Here is a 24,050-nt window from a genome sequence, read left to right as displayed (position 1 = left end):
CGCCTTTAATGTTTCCATATTGAATAAAGATCGTCTTCATCTTCGTATTCATCTGATTCAATCTCATTCAGTTGATTTAACCCAATCCACTCAATCGCTGCCGAGCTGCCCACTGCATTACGCCACAACATTTCTAGCGCATCTGGGCCATCATCATGGTCTGCTTTCGGGAAATGGCGTAACTGGGAAATCAGTGTAGTTTGCGAGCTATGCAACAAAATTAAACTATTCGCCATGTGGGGTTGTAGGCTCTCAATACGCAACATTTTGTCTGTATTTGGCTTCGTCGCCGTCGCTGGAACAGGAATGCCACGTTGCGCAGAGCGTTTCACTAATTCATCTTTTAAAAACTCTTGGAATTGCACCGTTTCAACAAACCAACGCTGACAGTGGTATTGCTTCTGCATACGGATCACATCTTCAATAATTAAATCAGGCAGACGTTTTTTCACTTGCGCTTCCACCACATATAACTTGCCTGTTTCTCGGTGATAGCCGCCCACTAAAATGGCAGAGGGGTCTCTGCTTGCCCCTGCTTTTCCTAAGGATGGGTCAAGCGCACCGAAATAAATTAAATTTGCTGGCAATTCCGTCCAATAAGTCAAACTATTGGCAAACATCGCATCATCACTGCTTAACGGGTCATTTTGATATTCAGAATCAAAGGTGGCATGCCCATCACGAGCGCGAATCTTCATCAAGGTTAAAATCGGGCGAGCAGCCCAGCTTACTACCGCACCTTTATCCATTGCCGCTTGATTTTGCGTATAGAAAGCATCAGCTACCGCTTCGCCTTCGTTTAAGTAGAAGTCTTCCCACTTATCCCATAGGCTCATATCATCAGGCTGACGAATTAAGGCTTTAAACTTGGCTGTCTTCCACGCTTTACTCGATAAAGTGCGGTTTAAAACACTGTCGTAATGGAGAATAGTCCCGATATACACTACATCTAACTTATCTCCAGCCGCCCCTAACGGAAGGACGGTTTTCTTCAACCAATCGTGTAATTTGTCACGCTGTTCAGGGCTACGCACTTGTTCGTCATTTTCAATATCGTCAAGCACCACTAAATCAGGTCGATAAGCACCGTGGCGTAAACCACGCAATTTCTTGCCAGAGCCCGCTACCTGCACTTTCTGGTTAGCTTTCGTGATAATGGTTGCCGCTTGCCAAACACGCCCTTGTCCTGCTATTTCAGGGAAATCAATGCGCAAACGTTGGTTAAATTCCAACTCTACTTTAATGGCTTCCAACATTGGATAGGCTTGGTCGATACTATCCATCACAATCAACGCATAGCGTTTTTTCTGTGTCACAAGACAGTAAAGTGTAAAGAGCTGGGAAACCAAGGTCGATTTAGCTTCACCACGTGGCGCAGCAATGGCTAAATGCACTGATGATGGCTGTTGTAATACTTGTGGCAACTGCTCAAAAAGATAGTTATGCAACTGCGAACGAGAGCGAGAACGCACATAATGCGGAAAGTAATTCGACACAAAAAAGTCATAGCCCGAAACAGGATCTAGCACCTTTTTGCGTCGCTCACTAATGGCAGCAAGAGAATCGTCCCACCCCTCAAACTTTGCCTCGACCTTTTGTCGCAAGCTGTCCGAATAGGCTTTTAATTCTGCTAATAATTCTTTATTTTTCATATATCTCCGCTGTTTACCCAGGGTAGGTATACCCTGGTTTACGCATAATGCACCCCGATGGGGTAGGTTAGCGTTCCCCAAAGGGGAACCACTATGACTATAATTAGCCGTGGGTATACCTACCCACGGTAACTATCACGCCTTAAATTCCTTATTCAACAACTCCCCAAACCCTTCCAATAAGTCCGCAAACTCATTAATCAACTCAGGCTTATTGGCTTGTATATAATCTCCAAACATCGTGATGGTCTTTATTGCCGTCGCCATTTCCGACACTTCAGGCAATAATCGCTTACTGCTTGCCACCATTTTCGAATAGCTATCGCCCAGCCCCTGAATCAACTTCGCTTTTTCACTCACAGGCAATGCTTCCGCGCGCTTAATCTCATCCATTGTGTTTTCAAAATAAAGCACAAACGCAGTCAGCATGCCGCGCGCCACATCTTCTACTTTGCCACTAGCCATCGTATTTGCATCACGCACTTTATCCCAATTATCGCCTTTGGCTTCGGCTTCACGTTTCCAGCGGCGTGCCGTGTTGTAAGATACCCCTGCTTTTTCAGCGGCAATTTCCAGTGTTAAGCAATCAAACACATAATAACGACGCACGCTTACTTTGGTTTTATCATCATGCGCCATCTTAACCCCCGAATTTTGCTTTAATCAGCTCAAACCCAACAGAGACGACCAAGCCACTTAACCCGCCAATAACCGCAGCACGCACACCTAATTTCGCCAAACTTTCTTCTACCTTTGCCAAGCGAGTATCAATATCATCCACTCGACCGTCTAAACGGTCGATTTTATGGTTCGCTTGTCGGCTTAAAGCCAGAATCTCATCTAATTTGGCATTAATTTCTTGTTTTTCTGCCAATTGCTCTAATCGTTTTCGCTCTCTTGCTGACATTATTTATCCACCTTTTTATCTAACTTCTGATTGATTTCTTTCAACTGATCGCGCACCTCTTTCAAAATGCTTTCAAAGTGTTTATTTTTTACTTCAGCAAGCTCTTTACTCTGAAAATCCTGTTGCATTTGCTTTTCTAAGGCTTTAATCGCATGCTCATTTTCAGCCACTTTATCGTTTACCGATTTCCACGCCCAGCCGACTAATGTCATAATCAACGTTGTGCCAATCCCAATAAACACTTTATCGTCAATCATTTTGACTCCTTACTTTCGGCACAAATCTCACGATAAGTCGCATTATGTACCGCAATTTGCCGCAAGGTTTCCGTGCTATCTTGTCGGCTGGCAGTGATAATGCCAAATCCACTACAACTTGGATTAATCACGGAGATCGCCTGATTGCTGCAGGCGGTTAATGACATCATCACGGCTAGTGTTACGAGTGTTTTCTTCATTTTTCTTTCTCACTTCAAAATGTTTTACTTGAGTTTCAGCCACGGCTTTTTGCGTTTGCAACTGGGCATTGGTTTTTAATAACTGCTCAATCTCACGGTGTGCATGTTTCAGCTTAAACATCACATACGCACCCAATAGCACGAAAATCCCAAGTCCCGCTAAAATAATCTGCATACTCATCAAATCCCCCTTGGTCTATCCGTTTGTTCTGGCTCCACATAGGTTTCACTGGTAATCTGTTCTTCTGGCTTGGTTTGTTTGGCTTGAAAAGCCATCACCGCCCCTTTGGTTGCGGCAGAACCACCACAAAAACAAGCAAAATAAAAGAACAAATCTGTCACCGTAGAACGGTCAAGATAGACCGCATAAATCAGCACACCCGCCATCACCAAAAAGCCGAAAAACTGAATAAAACCTGTGGTGCTGGCGCGCCCGTTGTCATTGGTGAAGAGTTCAAAAAACTTTTTCATGAACAAAGTCTCAACATTAATTCAATTGCCGGTGTCATCTTGCCGTTGCCGACATAACTCCACGCATTTTTGCTATAAAAGTGAGGTCGATATTTGGTTTGTTTTCCTCTCAAGCCGAACCAATCAAAAACCCATGTTAAAATGTCTGAAAACTTAAACTTCATTGTCTTGTGCTCCATATCTTAAGTTTTGTGCCACACGATTCACCCAGCCTTTGCCGTATCGGTCAAAGTTCTTTAATCGGGTGTAAAAATTAAGGCGTTCGCCGTTTAACACCATCAACGTGTCAGAGATTGGATTGCGATTGATGGCCTCAAGAGAGTATTTACCGATAATGCCGTCATCTAACACACCAACCGCACGTTGCAACATACGGCTTGCATTGCCTAATCCATGATTTACCGCTGCATCAAAAAACTGGAAAGCCACCGCTTCGGGCATCTTGTCGCATTGATAACGTAACCAAAAGGCGGAGTAGTAGATTTTAAAAGCCTGATCACGCGTCATTGCTCGCATACTGCCTTGATAACCATTTGCCTGAGCTGTGCGTTTAGTAATCCCCCAATTGGTTTCCCCGCCTGGGTCGCGAGGGTCATTAACATAACCGCCCTCATGCCCAATTAAGCGGTTAAAAATATCTAGAAAAGTTAAAGTAGACATAAAAAATACCCTTAATCTATTGAGATTAAGGGTATTGTCTTAAAATCGGAGTAAAGAGAAGAGAGGAGCGGTTTCAGCACTAAAACAAGGCAAGATTATGGGGTTCTTCAGGATGGCGCACCTGTGCCAAAATCTCCCAACCACTCCGATCAGAAAGTTGATATTTCGGACAAAGCTCAAGCATAGCCATACGCCCTGATTTATTTAAATGCTGGGTAAGATAATCATAATCGGCTTTAAAACGATAATTACGCAACACACGCAATGCCGTTTGACAACGAGGAATATACAGCCACTCCCCACGAAAAACCTCTCGTAATTTCACCGCACTTTCCAAACCAATTAATGCTTTAAGCTTAGGAAAATAATGCACCCCATCAGTAAATCGAAAGGTAGCCCCACCAAAATTTGTAATAATTTTCTCCACCGCAGCAAAGCCCACCAAATCCACCATCTGCTGCACCGTTTCAGGCAGTAATTCAGCCACATCTTCCAAAGATTCAACCATAAACACCTCCGTAAATTGTTTTACGCAATTCTCACACGGAAATTTTAAAAAGGCGGTATTTTGCAGAAATTTTTTTGAAAAATTGTTATACGTTATGATTTTCGCGATAAAAGTATCGAATATTAGCTCTTCCTCCAGGAAAAAAAGGGGGAATTTGAATAACCTGATTATTTTTAATTGGAGAGATTATGAATGATTGAACAATTCTCTCTTCCTCATCATCACCGACAAAGGATAGTTTAGGCTTTTTTATAAATTTATCATCCAAAGATGATAAATATTCTGGAGTATATCGTTCAAAATCTCTTAAGGCGTAAGATCTCATAATAACTGAATGACATAGAAGCTCTATTTTCAACTCTTGATACTCATCATTCTCCTTCCAGCCCTTTTCTATCATTCTATCCCTTAGCTCGGGCTGTAAATCTTCATAAGCGATATTCTGTTTGAAAAACACTTCTAATTCAGCACGAAGTTTAGGATATTCTTGATACCCCTTTCGCCCTAGAATATCTTTCATATTTTTAACTGTTAACTTCTTAGTCGCTTCATCTAAGTCGGTAGGATAAAGTTTCCCCTTAACAAACCAACGATTCCACATATATGGATATATAGATATACTTTGAAATCGCTCTAACCATTCATCAAACCACGACCAATTCATTAAAATATCACGAGTTTTAAGAGCTTTTCCTAGCTGATAAAATCCTCCAATACGATGCGTCCAAAGTAACTCATAAACATCATCTTTATCAATATTGATAAATTTAATGTCATGTGTAATTTGTTCAAAGGCTTCTTTGAAACGGCGTTTTTCTTGAGGATCTTCAGGTTTAGGGCGGTTATCTATTTCAATAGATACAGTGAAGCGAGGTAATTCTAGATTAGTTGTAGAGTTATGTAGCTCGTATTCTGTTATAACCTCAGGTTTAGGCTTAGAATTAGAAGTGAAACGTTGAAATAATTTAGATAGAAACTTTATCATAGGAAATAAAAAAGGCTCCAAAGAGCCTTCAATTTACACCTGATAATTTCATCTTACAATGCTTTTTTATTCCGATCATACACTGCCAACATCTGCACCACCTTTTTCAACTGCCACGGCTGTAACCAATGCACAAAATCCACTTTAAACGAACGTTTCGCAATACCATCTGCATATTCTTTCGGTAAACCATGTTTTGCTAAAAGTGCGGTAATTTTTGCCAAATAAATTTTCTTATCTTCACGTGGTGCCGCACGATTTCCCCAAAAATGACGACTGGATTTAAACCCCTTTTGCACCATAACATTTAACACCTGTTGCAATTCACTTTCCGTCATTTCAGTACAACTTGTTTTCCCCGTTGTGCTTACCAATAATTGACGATAGGTTTCATCATCAAGACCTAATTGGCTTTTCCCAATATGGATTCGAGCGATTAAATTTTTACGCAACATAGCCTTTCTCCTGTTCCGCTTTCCAGGCTTTCCAAACCGCAAACTCAGGCATATTTTCCACAAATTGCAACTGCCCAATGGAGGCATAACGTTCAATATATTGAATGGCTGCCATACGTTTATCCTCTTCTTGTGCCGCAACGCTTTGCATTTCAGCTTTGCCTTCATTACGCACTACCGCAAACAAGGGTTTCGCCCCTTCATACACTTTCTTCAAATAGTTATGATTCGATAACACCTGAATATTGCGAGTTTCCCGACGGTTTTTCATCACCGCTTGCACCGTTTCATTCAATGCATGGGCGAGTAGCGGACTGGGTTGATACATCTCCAACACATCTTTCATTAATCTCAACTCCCGCCCATTAGATAGTGCCGATTTTTCAGGGCGAAACAGACCAATATAACTTACCAACGCACGGGCATTGCGACCACCTAAGTTGGATATTAACCCCAACATCTCACGCCCCGCATCATCTTCCAACAACGCATCCAAATGGATATCACTGTGGCAAATAGGGCAACGGCATAGTTTCATTCTTTCGTCTCCTTAGTTACATCAGCAACAGCCCATTTTAAAAATGCTTTGATTGATATAGTTTTCAATGTCGCTTTTAAACCATCTTTAAGCCATTTCATTTCACAATATGTTACACTTTCATTAGCACGATTAACTTTAAAAATACGTCTCCAGCTTACTAAATTGCCTTTATATATTTTTACGTTATTTGATACATAATCATGATCTTCAAGTAAATCGCTTTCTTTTAACATTGTTGCTCCTTTAGTTAATAAAACACATTACTCAGCCCACTTCATCTCACTTATCCCCCTCTTTTGTAAAGAGGGGCTAGGGGAGATTTGAATGGGCTGTAAATGGGTTTTAATAATCTCGTGCCTTTTGCACATCAATCGTAATTTTCCCCACTCCAATCATGTCATCATCTTTCCAACGAATCACATCTGCTAGAGTAATATTCAATCCAAGTTCTCTAAGCTTTTCGGCTTCGGTTCTCGCTTGTTTTTGAAAATGGAACCATTCTTTGAAATCTGCTAAGAATCGTTCAAACTGTTTTTCATCAAGCACTAAAATATCGGTTACATTCTTAAATTCGTAAATTTGTTCACTCATTATCTATTTCCCCTGTAACATTAAAAATTCACTTTGTTTTATTTCTGTTAAACATTCCGGAATTGCCGGGAAGCCATCCCCACCAAAGCCCTCTGATTTAACTGGTATTGAAACGATAAAGTAGTCACTTGCAACACCGCATACAGATACATAACCAGTGCGTGCGCCAAGCACCCAGCAATTAAGTTTTAATTTTCGTAGCATAAAATCATTAAAGCTTGGGTATTGATTTAAAATATCTCTAACGCTTTGGATTTTATCGTTAAATGCCTTACCGGCTTTTGTTCTGCCATTGCCAGTGATGACAACTTTCTCATTTTCAACTATTTCAAATTTATAGGTCTTATCCTCTTTTATTTTGGCAAATTCATCGCTATCTAAACTACAAACAATTCCAAATATATTACTTTCACTTCCTCTCCAGCATTCATAAAATGGGATAGTGTCAAAAATAGCGTCAAGTTTTTTATCTCTGAGCTCTCTATCTTTTCGCCATTGCTCATCTAATGATTTAATAGGCTCAACGCTTAATGCGCATTTAAAATATCTAAATTCAGGTCTCATATTTGCTCCTTTGTTGTTAAAACCTATTATGAATGCCCCTCATCCCATCCCCCTCTTTGTAAAGAGGGGGATGGGGAGATTTAAAGGGCATTTAAATAAGTTTTATAAATTCTTAAACATCAAATATGCTAACCACGCATATAGTGCAAAAAGACAAATTACAACGATGCCAGACTCACTCATCTACGCCCCCGCTACATCTAACGCAATCGGCACATACTGATCGCTTTCGCCCACACGCTCATAAAGTCGCACATAAGCCTTACTACTCACCACTTGTACGCTTTCACTAATCGCCTGCATCGCGTTTTGCCAACGTTCATCTTGAATATCTACCCGTCGCAAACCTAAAATGCGAGAAGTATTTAAATTACCTTCCTTGTCCACATTAAACGCACGTTCAATTAACGCTTTTAGTTCAGGGCGAGAGCCTTCGCTCCATTCATTCAAGCACTCATCAATCAACACTTTTGCCGCCTGAATACGTTCATCAAATTGCAAGTGGTCGTTAATCGCACGTTGGATTTTGTATTTGCCGTCGTAGCTATAAAGCGTGATATTGCCTTTACTACCGCCCACTTTTGCATTGTATTTTTCAGCTGAAAGTTCAATAAACGCCTGAATATCGCCGAAAATGCCATCTTTAAAATTGCGCATCTCCTTATTTAAGGACACGCCTTTTTCCACCCATTCACGCACGAGCACATCACGTGCTTTGTCGATGTCTTTCACCAACTCAGCTGGCGTTAAATTTCCTCTTGCATCACGCCAGTATTCTTTCCCCTCAATCATCACCTTCATTTAGAGTTCCTCTTTATCTAACTTAATCACCACAAGTCGCTTACCTTTATCACGTTTACATCGGGCGACTGTTGCCGAGCTGTAAATCGTTTTTTCGCTCACATTGAGTTTCTTTGCTAATTCTTCCGCAGTCCCGTCACCCAAATTCTCTTCGCCACGATAGACTGCATAAATTTGCCGACGCGTTGCCATTCATCCTCCTAGTTCAAATATTTTCGCCAAACCACTCGGATACCTTCCACCGTAAATTGCGCTTCTTGGTATCGACCCACATCACGCCCCACGTGATACACATAAGCCAATTGGTCTTTCTCTAACTGTTCTGTTACTGCATTATTCATCACACGCACAGTCGGTCTTATCTTCTCAAAGTGCACATTAATCACCGTAAGCCCCATTTCATTTAAGCGTCTCACGGCTTTTTCTACTTGTTCTAAATAAGCCAACATCACGGCATTGTTTTTGTTTAATTGTTTAGTTGTATTGGGTTGTAACATTTTGGTCTCCTTAGCCAATCAATACTTTGCTGTATTCTTCAACCATTTCATAAGTGATTTCACACTCATTAATTTCAGCCAATCGCACCACACCTTTAATGAGGTTACTTAATCGACGTGCATTGCCCTTACTAAACTTAATAAAAGGCGCATTAAATTCAGCCGTGCCGAGTGCTGTTTCCGTTAATAACGCTAAATCTTTCTCTGGAAGGGCATTGCCTAAATCAAACGGTCGAGTTACACGGCTATATAACTGTGCCAGTTCGTTGTTTTTACCGCACAAATTCACCATTAAACGCGGCATACCAGCAAGCACCACGCCAATATTGGTTTTATCTCGTAATCGTCGAACAAACTCTAAAGAACGTGTAGAAAGCAACTCCGCTTCGTCAATCACTAATAACCGTTCTGAATTTTCCAAACGCTCCACTATCTTCTCGAAAAAGTCATTGTTTACGCCTTGCACAACCACACCACAAGCCTCCGCAATCTTGCGTAATAAGACTTTGGTGGTATAACTTGGATCGGTTTCAATCAACATTGCAGAAGGGTGCGTACGCACATATTCTTTTAACAACTGGGTTTTGCCTAACCCTGCCGCACCATAAATCACTACCATCTCGCCTTCCGTATGCGCATATTCCATCGCTTCCATCCCTTTACGTGCGAGAAACGTTGGCACAAATTGCTTGTTGTAACGCGCATTTAAAATTTTCTGATCTTGGCGTGCCAAATACTCCGCCACCTTGTCATCAAGGCGTTGCACATCGCCTGCGTATTGTCCTTTCAAATAAAGACTAATTGTCCCCACTGATACCGCTAACGCTTGCGCAATCTGCTTTTGTGTCATGCCGCTATTGGTCATAAACCGTTGCAGTTCTTTGTTTTTCATTTTTAACCTCGTTATAATTCTGTTTTAAACCTACCTAAACCAAGGAGAACCTTATGTCGCAAACTCAACTCGAAGACTTACAGCAACAACTTTCTGCCCTAAACGGTCGGCTTGCTGTACAACAGATTTTAATTCGCTCGCTAATTGTTCAACTTGCCGAGCAGGATCAACTTGCGCTGCTTCAATTTCAGGGCGATTCGCACGATCAGCTTCGTCTTTTGTTACAAAGCACTGATGTGCCTGATTTTGTTGCGACGGATATGAAGGCGTACCTTGATTCATATCTAGAGCCGTTGATTGCGATGCTAAATTTGGGGCAACGCCACTAGGGGTTAAAATCCAAACTGGGAAATCGTTTATTTTCGACCAATCTCTTTTAATCAACGTTTTAGCGCGTTTAAATCGTCTTTTGCTGCGCGCTTTACGTTCTTTTTCAATAAAATTCTTCATCTTGTTCTCCTTATTCATTCACCAACTTTGCCTGTTCCGCTTCCCATTCTTCTTTCTCCGTTAAGTTATGGAAAATCGGCTTGGCTGGGATTTTTTGCTTCACTTTTGGCACTAACACTGCAAAATCTGGCTGATACTCAATCGTGATCACCGGATTAAGTTCAGCCAAGGTTTCATCAACATTGCGTTGAATCCGTTTCAATTTGCTGTCTGCGCGTTTTTGGCGTTGTTGTTCCACCATTGAAACCGAGAATGCTTCGCGGGCGTGCCCTTCAAATTTTGCATTGCAAATAAACTGTCCGGATTTCGTCCGCACTTGCACAAAATCTGCATTGTGAATATCCACCGCCACCACCACTTCACTGCCTTGGTGATTCAATAAATCCAAATGGAAATATTGGTGATTATTCCACTGCACCAAACCACGCTGCGTTTTGCGAATAAAGTGCGGTCGTTCTATATCGCGTAATTCCGGTTCAGAAAGCATCACAATCAAATCGTCTTGCGTCACTCGGCGATATTTCTCTGCTGGTGTGCAATTGATTTCACTATGCACATGTTCGTTGTTATACCAATCGATCACTTGTTCAATGGCTTTCATTAATTCATCCCACGTAGGCAACATTGCTTTTGCCTTGCGTTGTTTTGGCGTTAATTTTGCCCCTTGTTTGGCGCCGGCAAGAGAGACCATAGATTGCAACATTCGCCGCGTGGTATCCTGATCCGCACTGCTGCCGTAATAAGTGGGAAACATCTGTGCAATGCGTTTTCCCACGGTGCGGTTAAGCCGCTCAATAATCCCGCGCCCTTGCGGATTGCCTGCAATCCCTGTGGCGTGGTGAATGCCAAAGCGCGGTAAAATCCCCGTGACGTCTGCATCCAGCATTTTGTTCTTTTCACCGCCACCGTTGTCCGAGTAATAAATACAGGGTACACCGTGTCGGCTAATGGCATGTCGCAAGGCATCTAACACTGCAAAACCGCTTTCTGATAATGCCAGCGACCAACCCACGATTTTTCGGCTTGCGCCGTCCACAATCATTGTCAGTTCTGGCGTAAACGGACTGCCGTGGATAGGGTGGGCGACTTTCAATTTCAAAGAATGTCCGTCGCCAATCCAAATATCGTTAGCTTTAAACAAGTCCCATTTACGTTCCACATAAGGCAACAAATTCTTATATTTTGAGCCAGTTAAACGCCCTAATTCGCGAATATGCACGGGCAATTTGCCAAAGGCGGTACGAACTTGATCGGGGCTTGGTAACATCGACATAAAAGTCGGATCATCGCCATAACGTCCCACATATTCTGCCTCAAACATTCGATAGGCATCTGCAAAAGTCAGCCCTGACGTTTGTCGATAGCACCCCATAAACCAAGGCAAATACCACACATTTTCTGGTTCAACCCGCTTGCGCTTGCCGGGGGCTAACACCATCAAACGTTGTTCCGCTGTCTCACATTGGTGATATGCCAATACCCACTTATACAGCGTGCGATGTCCCAATACGCGCCCATTGCCTTGTTTATTATTCGCCAAGGCAATCCACGCCATTTGTGTATCGCTTAATTCCCCTTGCTTGGCTTGCTCAAGTAGGCATTTCATCGCCTGATTGCGCGAGCCTAACGCCGCTTCTAATTCATTCACATACAACACTAACGCCATCCGCGCATCTGCCGCTTTGCGTTGCGCCGTGGTGAGCTGTTTTAAGTCGTCAGCTTTTACTACAGGGAGTGCTTTAGGTTTAGCATTGATAATCTCCATCGCGAATTTAGTGCGAATCTCAGTTTGAATTTCTTGCGGTAAAGATGCCAAGGCATATTCTTTTCCACCACCTTTGCCAACTCTTTTTTGAGTTACCCAACCATTCTTCTTAGCTTGATAAATAATTCCTTGCACCGAATTAGGTAAACAGGATAAACTTAAATCAAGTAGTTCCTTGGCTGAGTAGTGTGTTTTTAGGTTGTCGTTTCTCATAAATAACCTCAAAACTATCTATCAGCGTATTTTTTATGGTTACGTTGCTCATAACGTGATGCCCAAATAACTTCGGCAGGAACGCCAATAGCTTCAGCTATGATACGTTCACCTTTGAGCCAAGGACGGTCTAGTGCGTTTTTTAATGTGCTACCGTTGCTATAACCATGCTTTAAAGAGAGTTGGCGCAATGACCAACCTTTTTTTGCTAGTGCAGCTTTGATGTCTTCTCGATGCCAATCAATAGCTGTTTTTTTAGCTTCCATTAATGTCCTCATTAGATAACCTCATTTGTTAATCTGATGAGGATATTAAACCATAAAAACAACTAATACAACTTTTAAAAGTTTATTTTAAAGTTAATCGATTAAAAATTAACCATTGGATTAATAGTTATTTAATCTATCTATTTGAAATAAATAACTTTTAATTCAACTTTAAAAAAGTTAAATTTTTCATAGGAGTTTTTTAAAGTTATGAGAGTTAAGTTTAAAAACAACTCATCCATAGGAAATCGGATTAGAGAGTTAAGAGAGTTTAAAAAAGTTTCAAGAAATGCTATGGCGGAAAAGCTGGGACTTTCACTATCTGCATTGCAGAATTGGGAAACAAATCAAACTGAACCTGTAGCTTCAATGATTATTACCCTTGCTGAAGAGTTAGAGGTTTCGCCTAACTATTTATTGACTGGAGAGACCAATGCAACACTAGATGAAAATTCCAATAGAATTACCCTGCGCGAAAGCGAGAATTCGCGTAGCGTTGCCGATGACGAAGGGTTTGAATGGATTGATGATTGTCGTGATGTTATCGTAACGGCTGGTTATGGTGGCATAAACAGCGATTACCTAGAGGTAAAAAAGACCAAGATAGAGCGCGAATGGCTCCGTGCTAGAGGGTTAAAAGCGGAAGACTGCGGAAAGTATAAAGTATGCGGCGATAGCATGGACGACACGCTAAAAGACGGCGAGGACATTATCGTCAATCATGCCAGTAAAACTTTAATTGATGGCAAAATCTTTGTTTTAAACAATCAAGGATCAATGCTGATAAAACGCATTCAACGTACATTTAGCGGGGTAGAGTTAATCAGCGACAATAACGCATACCGCCCGATAAAACTCACAGCAGAAGAGGCAGACAGCCTGCTTGTGATTGGTCAAGTTGTATTAGGCTACCGCAATTTTTAATATGTTACCGACATCAATGTCGGTAACATCCACAGAAACCGCATTACAAGCGCTTTCTTAATATTAAGCACAAAGGCAAGGAAGCCTGTGTTCCTTTCAAATACCGCCAAATAATGGCGCATTTTCGCAAATTCTACCCATAATCACACACAACAAACCGCTAGATTTCATCTAAACGCACCAAAATCGCCCCAAAAATCAACAAAAAAGGCGATTTCTGCCACTGAAACCGCCTTTTCTCCTAGCTTTTACCAAAACAACCATAAAAAACCTCACTTAAATACACCACCTCTATTTCATCTTCCTGCAATTTCCACCCCGATTTTAAAGCTGAATTTAAACCCACTTTAAAACGAACTTTAAAATTTTAAAAATGTTTAAAACCTAACAATTCACCGCCAACTTTTATGCAAAATAAAACCCAATTTTCGACCATTTTCCCCCAATCCCCACCATTTTCCATTTTTGCATAAACTTTCCCCCTAAAAACGCTAAAGCCCCACAAACAGGGGCTCCAGCCAATTTTTTCCCACCAAATTTTTTCTTTTTCCTTATGCAAATATTGTCACTACCCCACATTTTCACTGTATTTTGACCGCACTTCATCCGCACGAAAAAGGCTTTTTACAAAAAGGAATGAAAGTGGCAACCATTGATCATAGTATTTGGTTCCATCGTCCGTTTGATTTAAATCACTGGCATTTGCACGCAATTGAAAGCAATAATGCTTTTGGAGGGCGAGGCTTAGCTCGCGGGCAAATTTTCTCGCAAGATGGTCAATTAATCGCGACAACACAACAAGAAGGTTTGATCCGTTTTAATGAATAAGAGAGAAAAAATGACCGCACTTATTACACAATTTTGGCAACAGGTTGAAACCGAGCAAACCTTGAAATCTTATATTAAGAAATGATGAAAAAATAAAAAGACTAAGTTCTATTACATTCTGAACTTAGTCTTTTTAATGAAATTAATTTAACGTTTAAATTTATTGCTTACGCCAAGTTGTTCCATTCGGCCCATCTTCTAATACGATGCCCATAGCGATAAGCTCATTACGCGCAGCATCAGCAGTAGCCCAATCTTTAGCAGCGCGGGCCTCATTGCGTTGTTTAATCAGTGCTTCAATTTTTGCCACTTCATCATCGTCAGAACCTGCTTGTAAGAATTTTTCTGGATCTTGTTGAAGTAATCCTAAAATCGCCCCCAATTCACGCAAACGCGCGGCAAGTCCATTGGCTTTCTCAGCATCCTCTGTTTTTAACTTGTTAATTTCACGCGCCATTTCGAATAAAACAGAAAGTGCATTTGGCGTATTAAAATCATCGTCCATTGCTTCACGGAAGGTTTCCACAAAATTTTCTCCGCCAAAAACAACCGCACTTTGATCCGTTCCACGTAAAGCCGTGTATAAACGTTCCAACGCACCTTGCGCTAAATTCAAGTTTTCTTCGCTGTAATTTAGCTGGCTACGATAATGTGCCGTTAATAAGAAATAACGTACAGCTTCTGCATTGTAATGGTTTAATACATCACGAATTGTGAAGAAATTGCCGAGAGATTTCGACATTTTTTCTTTATCCACCATAATCATGCCAGAATGGATCCAATAATTCACATATTGGCCACCATGCGCACAGCAAGATTGTGCAATTTCATTTTCGTGGTGTGGGAACATTAAATCAGAGCCACCACCGTGAATATCAAAATGTTCGCCAAGCTGTTTGCAGTTCATAGCCGAACATTCAATATGCCAGCCAGGACGACCTGCACCCCAAGGGGAAGCCCAACTTGGTTCGTTTTCTTTCGACATTTTCCAAAGCACGAAATCCATTGGATTTTTCTTGATTTCATTGATTTCAATACGTGCACCAGCTTGTAATTGCTCAAGATCTTGACGGGATAATTTGCCGTATTCTTTGAAGCTTTCTACATCAAACATCACATCGCCATTATCTGCAACATAAGCATGTCCACGTTTAATCAATTTTTCCACAATTTCAATAATTTCAGGAATATGATGGGTTGCGCGAGGCTCAAAATCAGGGCGTAATACATTAAGTGCATCAAAATCTTTATACATTTCCTGCACCATACGATCCACTAGCTGATCGCAGGTTTCTTTGTTTTCTAATGCACGTTTGATGATTTTGTCATCTACGTCCGTAATATTGCGCACATAAGTTAAATCGTAACCCAAAGAACGTAAATAACGGGCAATCACATCAAAACACACAAAAGTGCGTCCATGACCGATATGGCACAAATCATAAACAGTGACGCCACAAACATACATTCCCACTTTATTTTCGTGGATAGGTTTAAAGATTTCTTTTTCTCTCGTTAAGGTATTGAAAATTTTTAGCATTTTTAAGCTCGTAAAATGAAATAAAAACAAACCGCACTTTTATAGCACTTTTACCTCGATTGTGGAATAATACGACCCTTAATTTTTTAGAGGGAAAACAAAATGGTTACATTACACACAAATTTTGGCGACATTAAAATTAAATTGGATTTTGATAAAGCTCCAGTTACAGCAGAAAATTTCTTAAATTACTGCAAAGAAGGTTTTTATAATAACACAATTTTTCATCGTGTTATTGATGGCTTTATGATTCAAGGTGGCGGTATGGAAAGCGGTATGCATGAAAAAGCAACCAAAGCACCAATCCAAAATGAAGCGAACAATCGTTTAAGCAACAAACGTGGAACCATTGCAATGGCACGCACGTCAGATCCACATTCAGCGACCGCACAATTTTTCATTAACGTGGCAGACAATGATTTCTTAAATTATCGTTCAAAAGAAATGTTTGGTCGAGAAGTCGTTCAAGAATGGGGCTATGCGGTATTTGGTGAAGTGGTTGAAGGGATGGATGTTGTTGATAAAATCAAAAAAGTGAAAACAGGCAACAAAGGCTTTCATCAAGATGTTCCTACTGAAGATGTAGTGATTACATTGGTTTCTATTGAGTAACAAATGAGCATAAAACAACATCGCCCTAAAGTTGGAGAAATTCTAGAATGTGATTATGGTCAATTTTCGCATACCTGTCACGTTGATGGACATATTCCACCTGAAATGGTTAAAAAACGTTTAGTTGTTGTTTTGAATGCGAAACTGAACGGGCTTATTTTAGTTGCACCAATTTCATCTACAATTAATTTAGATGGTATAAAAAATGGCTATCATATTGAAATAGATTCAGAATTAATAAAAGCAACAAGCTTTTATGATAAAAGGACTCGCTGGATTAAATCTGAATTAATTCAATCAGTAAGTCGTCTCCGTCTGTATCATATTTATGATAAAGGAACTAAAATTACTCAATATTTGCCAAGGGATGTTGTAACAAAAGTTCAAAGAGCTATCATAAAAGCAATCAATGCAAGCTCATTACTTGACAAGTAGATAGAATACAGTATAGACTTCCGAGCGTAACGCCTTAGAGCGATCATCATCGAAAGATGAGTTTTTAAACGCCATTGAGCGATGAATCCCCTGATTAGCGATAATCAGGGGATTTTTTATAGAATTTAGATAAAGATATTTATGCACTTCTTCGACACTCACACGCATCTTGATTATCTCCAACAATTTACTGGGGAACCGTTGTCACAACTTATTGATAATGCTAAGCAAGCCGATGTGCAAAAAATACTGGTTGTGGCGGTGAAAGAAGCTGATTTTAAAACAATCCAAAATATGACCGCACTTTTTCCTGATAATTTGTGCTATGGGCTTGGGCTCCATCCTCTTTATATTCAAGAACACGCCGAAAATGATTTGATTCTGTTAGAACAAGCCTTAAAAAATCGTGATGCAAATTGCTCAGCGGTGGCAGAAATTGGTTTAGAACGCGCGATTCCTGATTTGCTCACCGATGAACTTTGGGCAAAGCAATGTCATTTTTTTGAAAGCCAACTTTATTTGGCAAAGCAATTTAATTTACCCGTCAATATTCACAGTCGAAAAACCCATGATCAAATTTTTACTTTTTTAAAACGTATTCCATTATCTAAACTTGGCGTGGTACACGGTTTTTCAGGAAGTTACGATCAAGCAAAACACTTTGTTGATTTAGGCTATAAAATCGGAGTTGGCGGCACTATCACTTATGAACGAGCCAATAAAACTCGTCAAGCAATCGCGAAGTTGCCGCTTGATGCCTTAGTGTTGGAAACAGACAGTCCAGATATGCCTGTATTTGGTTTTCAAGGCCAACCTAATCGACCAGAACGTATTGTGGAAAGTTTTAAAGCCCTTTGCACCTTAAGAAATGAACCTGCTGAATTGATTAAAAAACTTACATGGGAAAATGCTTGCCAGATTTTTTCTTGATCCACGTCACATTACTGAAATTATTTTGAATTAAATTGCAGTATTCAATGGCTTAACTTTTGAAGCCGATAGCTGGAATGGCTTAGGTATGCGTAGCAATGTTTCTTGCTTTATGCGCATGACCGATATGCCATTAGATCGTAGCTGGCGTGTAGCGTGGAACTCTCCCCTAATTACATGTATGCCATGGCAACTGGAGCAAAGATGAAAGCGTATTATTGTGCGGGTCTTATACATCATTAGTGAATTTATTTGCATCGGCATTGCCTGATATTTTAATGCTCGAATTTTCTACGCCAAGTGCGGGAGAATTAAGTTCGTTATTAGAAAGTGAAATCTTAAGACAAAAAAATTGCCCCATTAAGGGGCAATCTTATCAATGCGCTAAAGTTACTTATAGCTTTAAACAACGATTAAATATGTTGGTTAATGAAGTTAGCCAATTGAGTTTTTGCTAATGCACCAACTTGAGTTGCTACAACTTGACCATTTTTAATCAATAATAATGTTGGGATACTACGAACACCAAATTGTGCTGGCGTTGCTTGGTTGTCATCCACATTCATTTTCACGATTTTAACTTTACCTGCAAATTCAGGTGCAAGTTCATCTAACACTGGAGCAATCATTTTGCAAGGACCACACCAAGGTGCCCAAAAGTCTAATAAAACGGGGATATCTGAATTAACTACAACACTTTCAAAATCTGCGTCATTAATGTGTAATACTTCGCTCATTTTGTTTTCCTTATTTTGTGAATGGAATCCCTATATAAGGGCTTTTTTTAAACTTACAAGTGCGGTGCAGAATAACACCGTTTTAAAAAATGTAAACTAATCGTTTTAATTGCCAAAAACTAAGACGGCAAAACAATATTTTCACACACTTTACCCGATTTCAATTTATAAATGTTTGATAAAGTCACATCCGCAATATTGGTTAGTGCCTCTTCCGTTAAAAACGCTTGGTGACCTGTTAGCAATACATTATGGCAAGAAGATAAACGGCGGAAAATATCATCTTGAATCACTTCGTTAGACTTATCTTCAAAGAACAAATCTCGTTCATTCTCGTAAACATCCATACCTAACGCACCGATTTTACGCTGTTTTAACGCATCAATTGCAGCTTGAGTATCAATCAAAGAACCGCGACTCGTATTAACGATCATCACGCCATCTTTCATTTTTGCAAAAGCCTCGCGATTTAATAAATGATAGTTTTCTGGCGTTGCTGGGCAATGAAGTGTAATCACATGAGATTTAGCATAAAGCTCATCTAATTCAACATATTGTCCCCCCAGTTCTTCCACCACTGGATTTTTAAAAGGATCGTACGCCAAGATATTCATGCCAAAACCTTTCAAAATTCGCATCACTGCGATCCCGATTTTTCCTGTTCCGATTACGCCGACTGTGCGTCCGTACATATTGAAACCAATTAACCCCTCAAGAGAGAAATTCGCTTCTCGGGTACGCTGATAAGCACGATGAATTCGACGATTCAGTGTCATCATCAAACCGATGGTATGTTCCGCCACCGCTTCAGGCGAATAAGCTGGAACGCGGACAACTTGGATGCCTAAGTCTTGAGCTGCTTTTAAATCAACATTATTGAAGCCAGAACAACGCAAAGCCACAATTTTCACACCAAGTGCGGCTAATTTTTCTAATACTTTTCGGCTACCATTATCATTCACGAAAATGCATACTACTTCGCAATGTTCTGCCAAACGCACAGTGCTCTCGTTCAACATAAAATCAAAAAATTCTAAATCGAAATTATATTTCGCGTTAATGAGCTCAATATATTTTCTGTCATAACTTTTAGTGCTATAGATTGCAATTTTCATGGTTTGCTCCAATTATTTTAAGTTTGCAAAAGCTTGTAATAAGTCCGCTTTAATATCTTCTACATCTTCAATACCGACTGAAAAACGCAACAAGGTATTAGTAATCCCACGAGCTACACGCTCGGATTCTGGAATATCCATATGAGTTTGAGTGGCAGGATAAGTAATAAAACTTTCTGTGCCGCCTAGACTTTCTGCAAAAGTAATCAATTTGATGGATTTTAAAAATGTATTAACCCAAGCTTCATCTTGCAAACGGAAAGACAACATCCCACCTTTATTCGGATAAAGCACCGATTCCACTTGTGGTTGAGCTTTTAAAAATTCCGCAATAGCTTGTGCATTTTCTTGATGGCGTTTCATACGCAAAGAAAGGGTCTTCATACCACGAATAGTCAGCCAAGAATCAAAAGGAGAAAGCACCGCCCCTGCACCATTTTGAATATAAGCAATGCGATCACAAAGTTCTTGCCCTTTCGCAACAATTAAACCAACAAGTGCATCATTATGCCCAGCAATATATTTAGTTCCGCTGTGAATTACCACATCCGCACCTAAATCTAATGGACGAGAAAGCACAGGCGTTAAAAACGTATTATCCACGATCAACATTAAGTTATGTTTTTTCGCAAGTTTTGCAATTTCAACCACATCACATTCTTCCATTAAAGGATTCGATGGGGTTTCAATAAAAATCGCTTTCGTATTTGGGTTAATGGCAGCCTCAATTGCTGAAGCAGATGCTGTATTAACATAAACAGGTTTTACACTATTGTTATTTTTATAAGAAAAATCTAATAATCGATAAGTACCACCATACACATCGCTAGAAACAATCCATTCATCTGGGGCGGTAAAAAGCGTCATCAAAACTTGAATTGCAGCCATACCAGAAGAAAACGCAAAACCACGATCTCCATTCTCTAATTTAGCTATCGTTTCTTCTAATACTGTGCGAGTTGGATTTTTGGTACGTGTGTAATCAAATCCCGTACTTTCACCGATACCACAATGACCATAAGCCGTAGAAAGAAAAATTGGTGCAGAAACCGCGCCCGTACGCTCATCACTGCGATTGCCAGCTTGAGCTAATAAAGTATCAATAGCATATTGTTGTGTCATAACATCCTCTAAAAATAATGAAAAAATTGACCGCACTTTACGTGTTAAAAAACGTTTAGCATTTTGGCACAAAGGAAAAAGTGATAAAAGTAGAAATTAGAAAATTACATAAAATTTCATTTTTCCATCATTTTCTGTGATTTATTTGAACAAAATGAACTTTTTTTAAACGGTTAGACAATTTTTTTAAATCTGTAATTGACAGTTATCTGAATTTCCGTAAAATGCGCACCACTAACAGCGAATGCGGGAATAGCTCAGTTGGTAGAGCACGACCTTGCCAAGGTCGGGGTCGCGAGTTCGAGCCTCGTTTCCCGCTCCAATTCGTGGCGTGTTAGCAAAGCGGTTATGCACTGGATTGCAAATCCATGTAGCTCGGTTCGACTCCGGGACACGCCTCCATAATACGCAAATGTTAGTTGTCTATGTGCCCGAGTGGTGGAATCGGTAGACACAAGGGATTTAAAATCCCTCGCCTTTCGAGGCGTGCCAGTTCAAGTCTGGCTTCGGGCACCATTTAAAATACCAATCCAAAGATTTTAAAATTTACTTTAAAATCATCTAATTGGGTCGTTAGCTCAGTCGGTAGAGCAGCGGACTTTTAATCCGTTGGTCGAAGGTTCGAATCCTTCACGACCCACCACTTAAAAATAAAGTAATCACCGAAAAGGTATTTTTTTATTGCCTAAATTTAATACTACTTTTTCAAATCACTGTCTTATTGATAAATAGCTATTCTTTCTATTAATGTAAAATTAATTAGTTAATATATCCTTATTTTTTTATCTCTATACCCTATTTTCTAAAAATAAAATAGCACCTGAAAATCAGATGCTATCCAAAACACAATAAAAATTTACCGCACTTTATGACTTCAATAAGTAAGCCCGTAGTTGTGCAAAATCATTATCCATTTCATCTGAAAGCAATGGTAGCTGATTATGTTTATCCAGTGTTTCAGGTAATGGAAGCTGAATACCAAGAATACGTTCTACGGATTCTTTAAATTTCGCAGGATGCGCCGTACACAAGAAGATTCCTGTTTCACTCGCTTTAAGTTGCTCTTTCAACACCTGATAAGCTATCGCACCGTGAGGTTCACATAAATAACCTTTCGACTGCATCGCTTTTAAGGTATCTTCTGTTTCGCTATCACTTAGCATCCCCGAACCTAAATCAGTTAAATCCCAACCATTTCGTTTAAACAATTCTTCCACTCTCGGCCAATTGTTTGGGCGACTTACATCCATTGCATTAGAAAGGGTTGCAACTGTCGTTTTAGGATCCCAATTACCCGATTTCAAATAACGTGGCACAGTATCATTTGCGTTTGTTGAGGCGACAAAGCGTTTTATCGGCAAGCCTAAGGTTTTTGCAATTAATCCCGCCGTTAAGTTACCAAAATTACCACTTGGCACAGAAACCACGACATTATCACGTTTTTCTTTTGGCAATTGTGCGACAGCCTCAAAGTAATAACAAACTTGAGCTAATAAACGGCTGATATTAATAGAATTTGCAGAGTTCAGCCCGATAGCTTGGCGCAATTCAACATCATCAAAGGCTTGCTTAACCAAAGCCTGACACGCATCGAAATCAGCGTTAATCGCAACAGTACGAATATTCCCACCTAAAGTACAGAATAGCTTTTCTTGTAATGGGCTAATTTTGCCTTTTGGATAAAGGATAACTACATTAATATTTTCTAATCCATAAAACGCATGTGCTACAGCGGCTCCAGTATCGCCTGAGGTTGCCGTTAAAATAGTAATTTTGCCATCGCCACGTACCGCAGCAAGTGCCTGTGCCATAAAACGCCCACCAAAATCTTTAAATGCTAGCGTTGGACCGTGAAATAATTCAAGTGCATAAATATTATCTTCCACTTTTTCTAACGGTGCAGTGAAAGTAAACGCATTTTTTACCATTGCATCTAACGTTGCTTGTGGTAACTCGCCATCAATTAATGCACCTAGAATTTTTTGACTACGCTCAACAAGAGGCAATTCAAGTAATTCATTAATGTTATTAAGTTTAGGAATAACTTCTGGAAAGAATAGACCTTGATCCCACCCAAGACCTTGACGAACAGCCTGAGAAAAAGTGACTTGTTCTTCTGGGTGTTTGATATTGTATAAATTCATATTTAATCCGTTTTTAATCTGATTTCATCTATTTAAATTAACTTATTTAATTTCTCTTGTGCCTTCGTTATCAACTTTACATACATGCACAAAACCTTCATTATTTTGTAAATAATGGCTTTCTAAATAACTTGAAAGTTTAATTGCAGTTTGTAAATCAGGGGCAATAGAGAAAATAGTTGGCCCTGAGCCTGAAATACCTGTGGCAAGTGCGCCTAAGTCTCGAGTAGCTTGTTTTACTTCAGCAAAATTAGGTAACAGAGATTCACGATAAGGCTCGGCAATGACATCTTTCATCATAATCGCGGCAAGATTTTCCTGATGGGTATGGCAAGCATGCACAAAGCCACCTAAATGACGACCATGGGCAATCACGTTTTGTCGAGTATAGCTTTTCGGTAAAATTGCACGAGCTTCAGCAGTAGAAACTTCAATCCCTGGATAGGCTAACACCCAATACCAATTATCAAAAAATGGCAATTTTTGACAAATATTGCCGAGCGATTGCACCATAAATTGCACACCGCCAAGATAGCAAGGTGCGACGTTATCATAATGGATTGAACCAGAAATACGACCTTCCAATTCTCCCATCATTTCAAGCAATTCCATTTTCGAAAAAGGTTCATTATGAAACTGATTTAATGCCACTAATGCAGCAACAATAGAACAAGCACTAGAGCCTAAACCAGAGCCAATAGGCATATTTTTTTCGAGCGTTAAACGTAAAGGTTTAACATTTGCTCCGCGTAATTTTAATTGCTCGCTAAATAGCACATAAGCTTGGTAAACAATATTTTTTTGTGGTTCTTTCGGTAATTTACGAACAAAATAGCCCGCACTTTCTAACTCAAAACCACTTGAAATAGATTCTATTTGAACCACATCGCCTAACAAAGAACCATCAATAGGAGAGATCGCAGCACCTAAAGTATCGAAACCTACGCTAATATTCGCGCTAGATGCAGGAGCGTAAATTCTTAACATT

The 24,050-nt window shown here is 40.0% G+C and carries 31 protein-coding genes, 4 tRNA genes and 1 pseudogene; 9 read left to right on the top strand and 27 right to left on the bottom strand.

Going from position 1 to position 24,050, the window contains the following annotated elements:
- Positions 1 to 5 precede the first annotated feature (5 nt).
- The 21 genes from terL to AT683_RS05110 form a co-directional block, all read right to left on the bottom strand.
- Complete coding sequence (gene terL / locus AT683_RS05210) at positions 6 to 1,652, bottom strand: phage terminase large subunit (protein WP_050845929.1); 1,647 nt, start codon at positions 1,650 to 1,652, stop codon at positions 6 to 8.
- 135 nt (positions 1,653 to 1,787) lie between these two features.
- Complete coding sequence (locus AT683_RS05205; RefSeq protein ID WP_050845928.1) at positions 1,788 to 2,291, bottom strand: DUF1804 family protein; 504 nt, start codon at positions 2,289 to 2,291, stop codon at positions 1,788 to 1,790.
- A 1-nt stretch (position 2,292) separates the two neighbouring features.
- Positions 2,293 to 2,559: a hypothetical protein gene (locus AT683_RS05200; protein ID WP_006995441.1), complete on the bottom strand. Its 267-nt coding sequence runs from the start codon at positions 2,557 to 2,559 to the stop codon at positions 2,293 to 2,295.
- Positions 2,559 to 2,816, bottom strand: a complete 258-nt coding sequence (locus tag AT683_RS05195) for a hypothetical protein (RefSeq protein WP_006995442.1) — start codon at positions 2,814 to 2,816, stop codon at positions 2,559 to 2,561. Before AT683_RS05195 ends, AT683_RS05200 begins: the two co-directional genes overlap by 1 nt.
- Positions 2,817 to 2,939: 123 nt before the next feature.
- Complete coding sequence (locus tag AT683_RS05190; protein WP_050845927.1) at positions 2,940 to 3,197, bottom strand: DUF2681 domain-containing protein; 258 nt, start codon at positions 3,195 to 3,197, stop codon at positions 2,940 to 2,942.
- On the bottom strand, positions 3,197 to 3,487 hold the full coding sequence (locus AT683_RS05185) for a DUF2644 domain-containing protein (RefSeq protein WP_050845926.1): 291 nt from the start codon (positions 3,485 to 3,487) through the stop codon (positions 3,197 to 3,199). Before AT683_RS05185 ends, AT683_RS05190 begins: the two co-directional genes overlap by 1 nt.
- A 153-nt stretch (positions 3,488 to 3,640) precedes the next feature.
- Positions 3,641 to 4,147 carry a glycoside hydrolase family 108 protein gene (locus AT683_RS05180; RefSeq protein WP_050845925.1) on the bottom strand — a complete coding sequence of 169 codons (507 nt, stop codon included), beginning with the start codon at positions 4,145 to 4,147 and terminating at the stop codon, positions 3,641 to 3,643.
- 79 nt (positions 4,148 to 4,226) lie between these two features.
- Positions 4,227 to 4,655, bottom strand: a complete 429-nt coding sequence (locus AT683_RS05175; protein WP_042611655.1) for a Mor transcription activator family protein — start codon at positions 4,653 to 4,655, stop codon at positions 4,227 to 4,229.
- Positions 4,656 to 4,740: 85 nt separating this feature from the next.
- Positions 4,741 to 5,661: a hypothetical protein gene (locus tag AT683_RS05170; RefSeq protein ID WP_227990539.1), complete on the bottom strand. Its 921-nt coding sequence runs from the start codon at positions 5,659 to 5,661 to the stop codon at positions 4,741 to 4,743.
- A 32-nt stretch (positions 5,662 to 5,693) separates the two neighbouring features.
- Positions 5,694 to 6,095: a gp16 family protein gene (locus AT683_RS05165; protein WP_042611657.1), complete on the bottom strand. Its 402-nt coding sequence runs from the start codon at positions 6,093 to 6,095 to the stop codon at positions 5,694 to 5,696.
- A complete protein-coding gene (locus tag AT683_RS05160; protein ID WP_050845924.1) occupies positions 6,085 to 6,633 on the bottom strand; it encodes a hypothetical protein in 549 nt (182 codons plus the stop codon). Before AT683_RS05160 ends, AT683_RS05165 begins: the two co-directional genes overlap by 11 nt.
- Complete coding sequence (locus AT683_RS05155) at positions 6,630 to 6,869, bottom strand: hypothetical protein (RefSeq protein ID WP_042611658.1); 240 nt, start codon at positions 6,867 to 6,869, stop codon at positions 6,630 to 6,632. The genes AT683_RS05160 and AT683_RS05155 overlap by 4 nt, the downstream gene beginning before the upstream one ends.
- Before the next feature lie 109 nt (positions 6,870 to 6,978).
- Positions 6,979 to 7,227: a hypothetical protein gene (locus AT683_RS05150; protein WP_042611659.1), complete on the bottom strand. Its 249-nt coding sequence runs from the start codon at positions 7,225 to 7,227 to the stop codon at positions 6,979 to 6,981.
- 3 nt (positions 7,228 to 7,230) lie between these two features.
- Positions 7,231 to 7,791 (bottom strand): DUF5420 family protein, encoded by a 561-nt coding sequence (locus AT683_RS05145; protein WP_042611660.1) that lies wholly within the window; start codon positions 7,789 to 7,791, stop codon positions 7,231 to 7,233.
- Positions 7,792 to 7,974: 183 nt separating this feature from the next.
- Complete coding sequence (locus AT683_RS05140) at positions 7,975 to 8,592, bottom strand: DUF3164 family protein (RefSeq protein ID WP_032823840.1); 618 nt, start codon at positions 8,590 to 8,592, stop codon at positions 7,975 to 7,977.
- Positions 8,593 to 8,784 (bottom strand): HTH domain-containing protein, encoded by a 192-nt coding sequence (locus AT683_RS05135; RefSeq protein WP_005647090.1) that lies wholly within the window; start codon positions 8,782 to 8,784, stop codon positions 8,593 to 8,595.
- A gap of 8 nt (positions 8,785 to 8,792) precedes the next feature.
- Positions 8,793 to 9,089, bottom strand: a complete 297-nt coding sequence (locus AT683_RS05130; protein ID WP_050845923.1) for a hypothetical protein — start codon at positions 9,087 to 9,089, stop codon at positions 8,793 to 8,795.
- A 10-nt stretch (positions 9,090 to 9,099) separates the two neighbouring features.
- Entirely contained in the window at positions 9,100 to 9,981 is an 882-nt protein-coding gene (locus AT683_RS05125) for an AAA family ATPase (protein ID WP_005641538.1), read from the bottom strand.
- Between the two features lie 51 nt (positions 9,982 to 10,032).
- Positions 10,033 to 10,431: a hypothetical protein gene (locus AT683_RS05120; protein ID WP_050845922.1), complete on the bottom strand. Its 399-nt coding sequence runs from the start codon at positions 10,429 to 10,431 to the stop codon at positions 10,033 to 10,035.
- Positions 10,432 to 10,441: 10 nt separating this feature from the next.
- Entirely contained in the window at positions 10,442 to 12,409 is a 1,968-nt protein-coding gene (locus AT683_RS05115) for a DNA-binding protein (RefSeq protein ID WP_058222194.1), read from the bottom strand.
- Positions 12,410 to 12,423: 14 nt separating this feature from the next.
- On the bottom strand, positions 12,424 to 12,687 hold the full coding sequence (locus AT683_RS05110) for a helix-turn-helix domain-containing protein (protein WP_032827525.1): 264 nt from the start codon (positions 12,685 to 12,687) through the stop codon (positions 12,424 to 12,426).
- A 198-nt stretch (positions 12,688 to 12,885) separates the two neighbouring features.
- Between AT683_RS05110 and AT683_RS05105 the strand changes: the two genes are divergently transcribed.
- A complete protein-coding gene (locus AT683_RS05105) occupies positions 12,886 to 13,599 on the top strand; it encodes an XRE family transcriptional regulator (RefSeq protein ID WP_005659422.1) in 714 nt (237 codons plus the stop codon).
- A 579-nt stretch (positions 13,600 to 14,178) separates the two neighbouring features.
- Positions 14,179 to 14,427 (top strand): annotated as a pseudogene (locus AT683_RS05100) (acyl-CoA thioesterase II); the annotation flags it as partial.
- A 160-nt stretch (positions 14,428 to 14,587) separates the two neighbouring features.
- Here AT683_RS05100 and cysS read toward each other — a convergent pair.
- Entirely contained in the window at positions 14,588 to 15,967 is a 1,380-nt protein-coding gene (gene cysS, locus AT683_RS05095; protein ID WP_011271818.1) for a cysteine--tRNA ligase, read from the bottom strand.
- A 102-nt stretch (positions 15,968 to 16,069) separates the two neighbouring features.
- On the opposite strand from cysS, the gene AT683_RS05090 reads away from it, so the two are divergent.
- The 3 genes from AT683_RS05090 (at position 16,070) to AT683_RS05080 (ending at position 17,944) form a co-directional block, all read left to right on the top strand.
- Entirely contained in the window at positions 16,070 to 16,579 is a 510-nt protein-coding gene (locus AT683_RS05090; RefSeq protein ID WP_011271819.1) for a peptidylprolyl isomerase, read from the top strand.
- Between the two features lie 3 nt (positions 16,580 to 16,582).
- Positions 16,583 to 17,014 (top strand): type II toxin-antitoxin system PemK/MazF family toxin, encoded by a 432-nt coding sequence (locus AT683_RS05085; RefSeq protein WP_011271820.1) that lies wholly within the window; start codon positions 16,583 to 16,585, stop codon positions 17,012 to 17,014.
- Between the two features lie 141 nt (positions 17,015 to 17,155).
- Entirely contained in the window at positions 17,156 to 17,944 is a 789-nt protein-coding gene (locus AT683_RS05080) for a TatD family hydrolase (protein WP_038440942.1), read from the top strand.
- A gap of 413 nt (positions 17,945 to 18,357) precedes the next feature.
- On the opposite strand, the gene trxA is transcribed toward AT683_RS05080, so the two are convergent.
- From trxA to AT683_RS05065, 3 genes are all read right to left on the bottom strand, one after another.
- A complete protein-coding gene (trxA, locus tag AT683_RS05075; protein WP_005689970.1) occupies positions 18,358 to 18,681 on the bottom strand; it encodes a thioredoxin in 324 nt (107 codons plus the stop codon).
- A 119-nt stretch (positions 18,682 to 18,800) separates the two neighbouring features.
- A complete protein-coding gene (locus AT683_RS05070) occupies positions 18,801 to 19,796 on the bottom strand; it encodes a 2-hydroxyacid dehydrogenase (protein WP_005661152.1) in 996 nt (331 codons plus the stop codon).
- 12 nt (positions 19,797 to 19,808) lie between these two features.
- Positions 19,809 to 20,918, bottom strand: coding sequence for a methionine biosynthesis PLP-dependent protein (locus AT683_RS05065; RefSeq protein ID WP_005661154.1), 1,110 nt, complete (start codon positions 20,916 to 20,918; stop codon positions 19,809 to 19,811).
- A 246-nt stretch (positions 20,919 to 21,164) separates the two neighbouring features.
- Here AT683_RS05065 and AT683_RS05060 point away from each other — a divergent pair.
- From AT683_RS05060 to AT683_RS05045, 4 genes are all read left to right on the top strand, one after another.
- Positions 21,165 to 21,240, top strand: a tRNA-Gly gene (locus tag AT683_RS05060).
- 6 nt (positions 21,241 to 21,246) lie between these two features.
- Positions 21,247 to 21,320: transfer RNA gene (locus tag AT683_RS05055), tRNA-Cys, on the top strand.
- 27 nt (positions 21,321 to 21,347) lie between these two features.
- Positions 21,348 to 21,434: transfer RNA gene (locus tag AT683_RS05050), tRNA-Leu, on the top strand.
- 51 nt (positions 21,435 to 21,485) lie between these two features.
- A tRNA-Lys gene (locus AT683_RS05045) sits at positions 21,486 to 21,561 on the top strand.
- Positions 21,562 to 21,784: 223 nt separating this feature from the next.
- Here AT683_RS05045 and thrC read toward each other — a convergent pair.
- Positions 21,785 to 23,062, bottom strand: a complete 1,278-nt coding sequence (gene thrC / locus AT683_RS05040) for a threonine synthase (protein ID WP_011271868.1) — start codon at positions 23,060 to 23,062, stop codon at positions 21,785 to 21,787.
- Between the two features lie 42 nt (positions 23,063 to 23,104).
- Complete coding sequence (gene thrB / locus AT683_RS05035) at positions 23,105 to 24,049, bottom strand: homoserine kinase (RefSeq protein WP_011271869.1); 945 nt, start codon at positions 24,047 to 24,049, stop codon at positions 23,105 to 23,107.
- Position 24,050: the final 1 nt, after the last annotated feature.

The organism is Haemophilus influenzae, assembly GCF_001457655.1.
GTDB classification, from domain to species: Bacteria; Pseudomonadota; Gammaproteobacteria; order Enterobacterales; family Pasteurellaceae; genus Haemophilus; species Haemophilus influenzae.
Note: the sequence above shows the minus strand (reverse complement) of the source record. Positions and strands in the feature narration are given on the sequence as shown.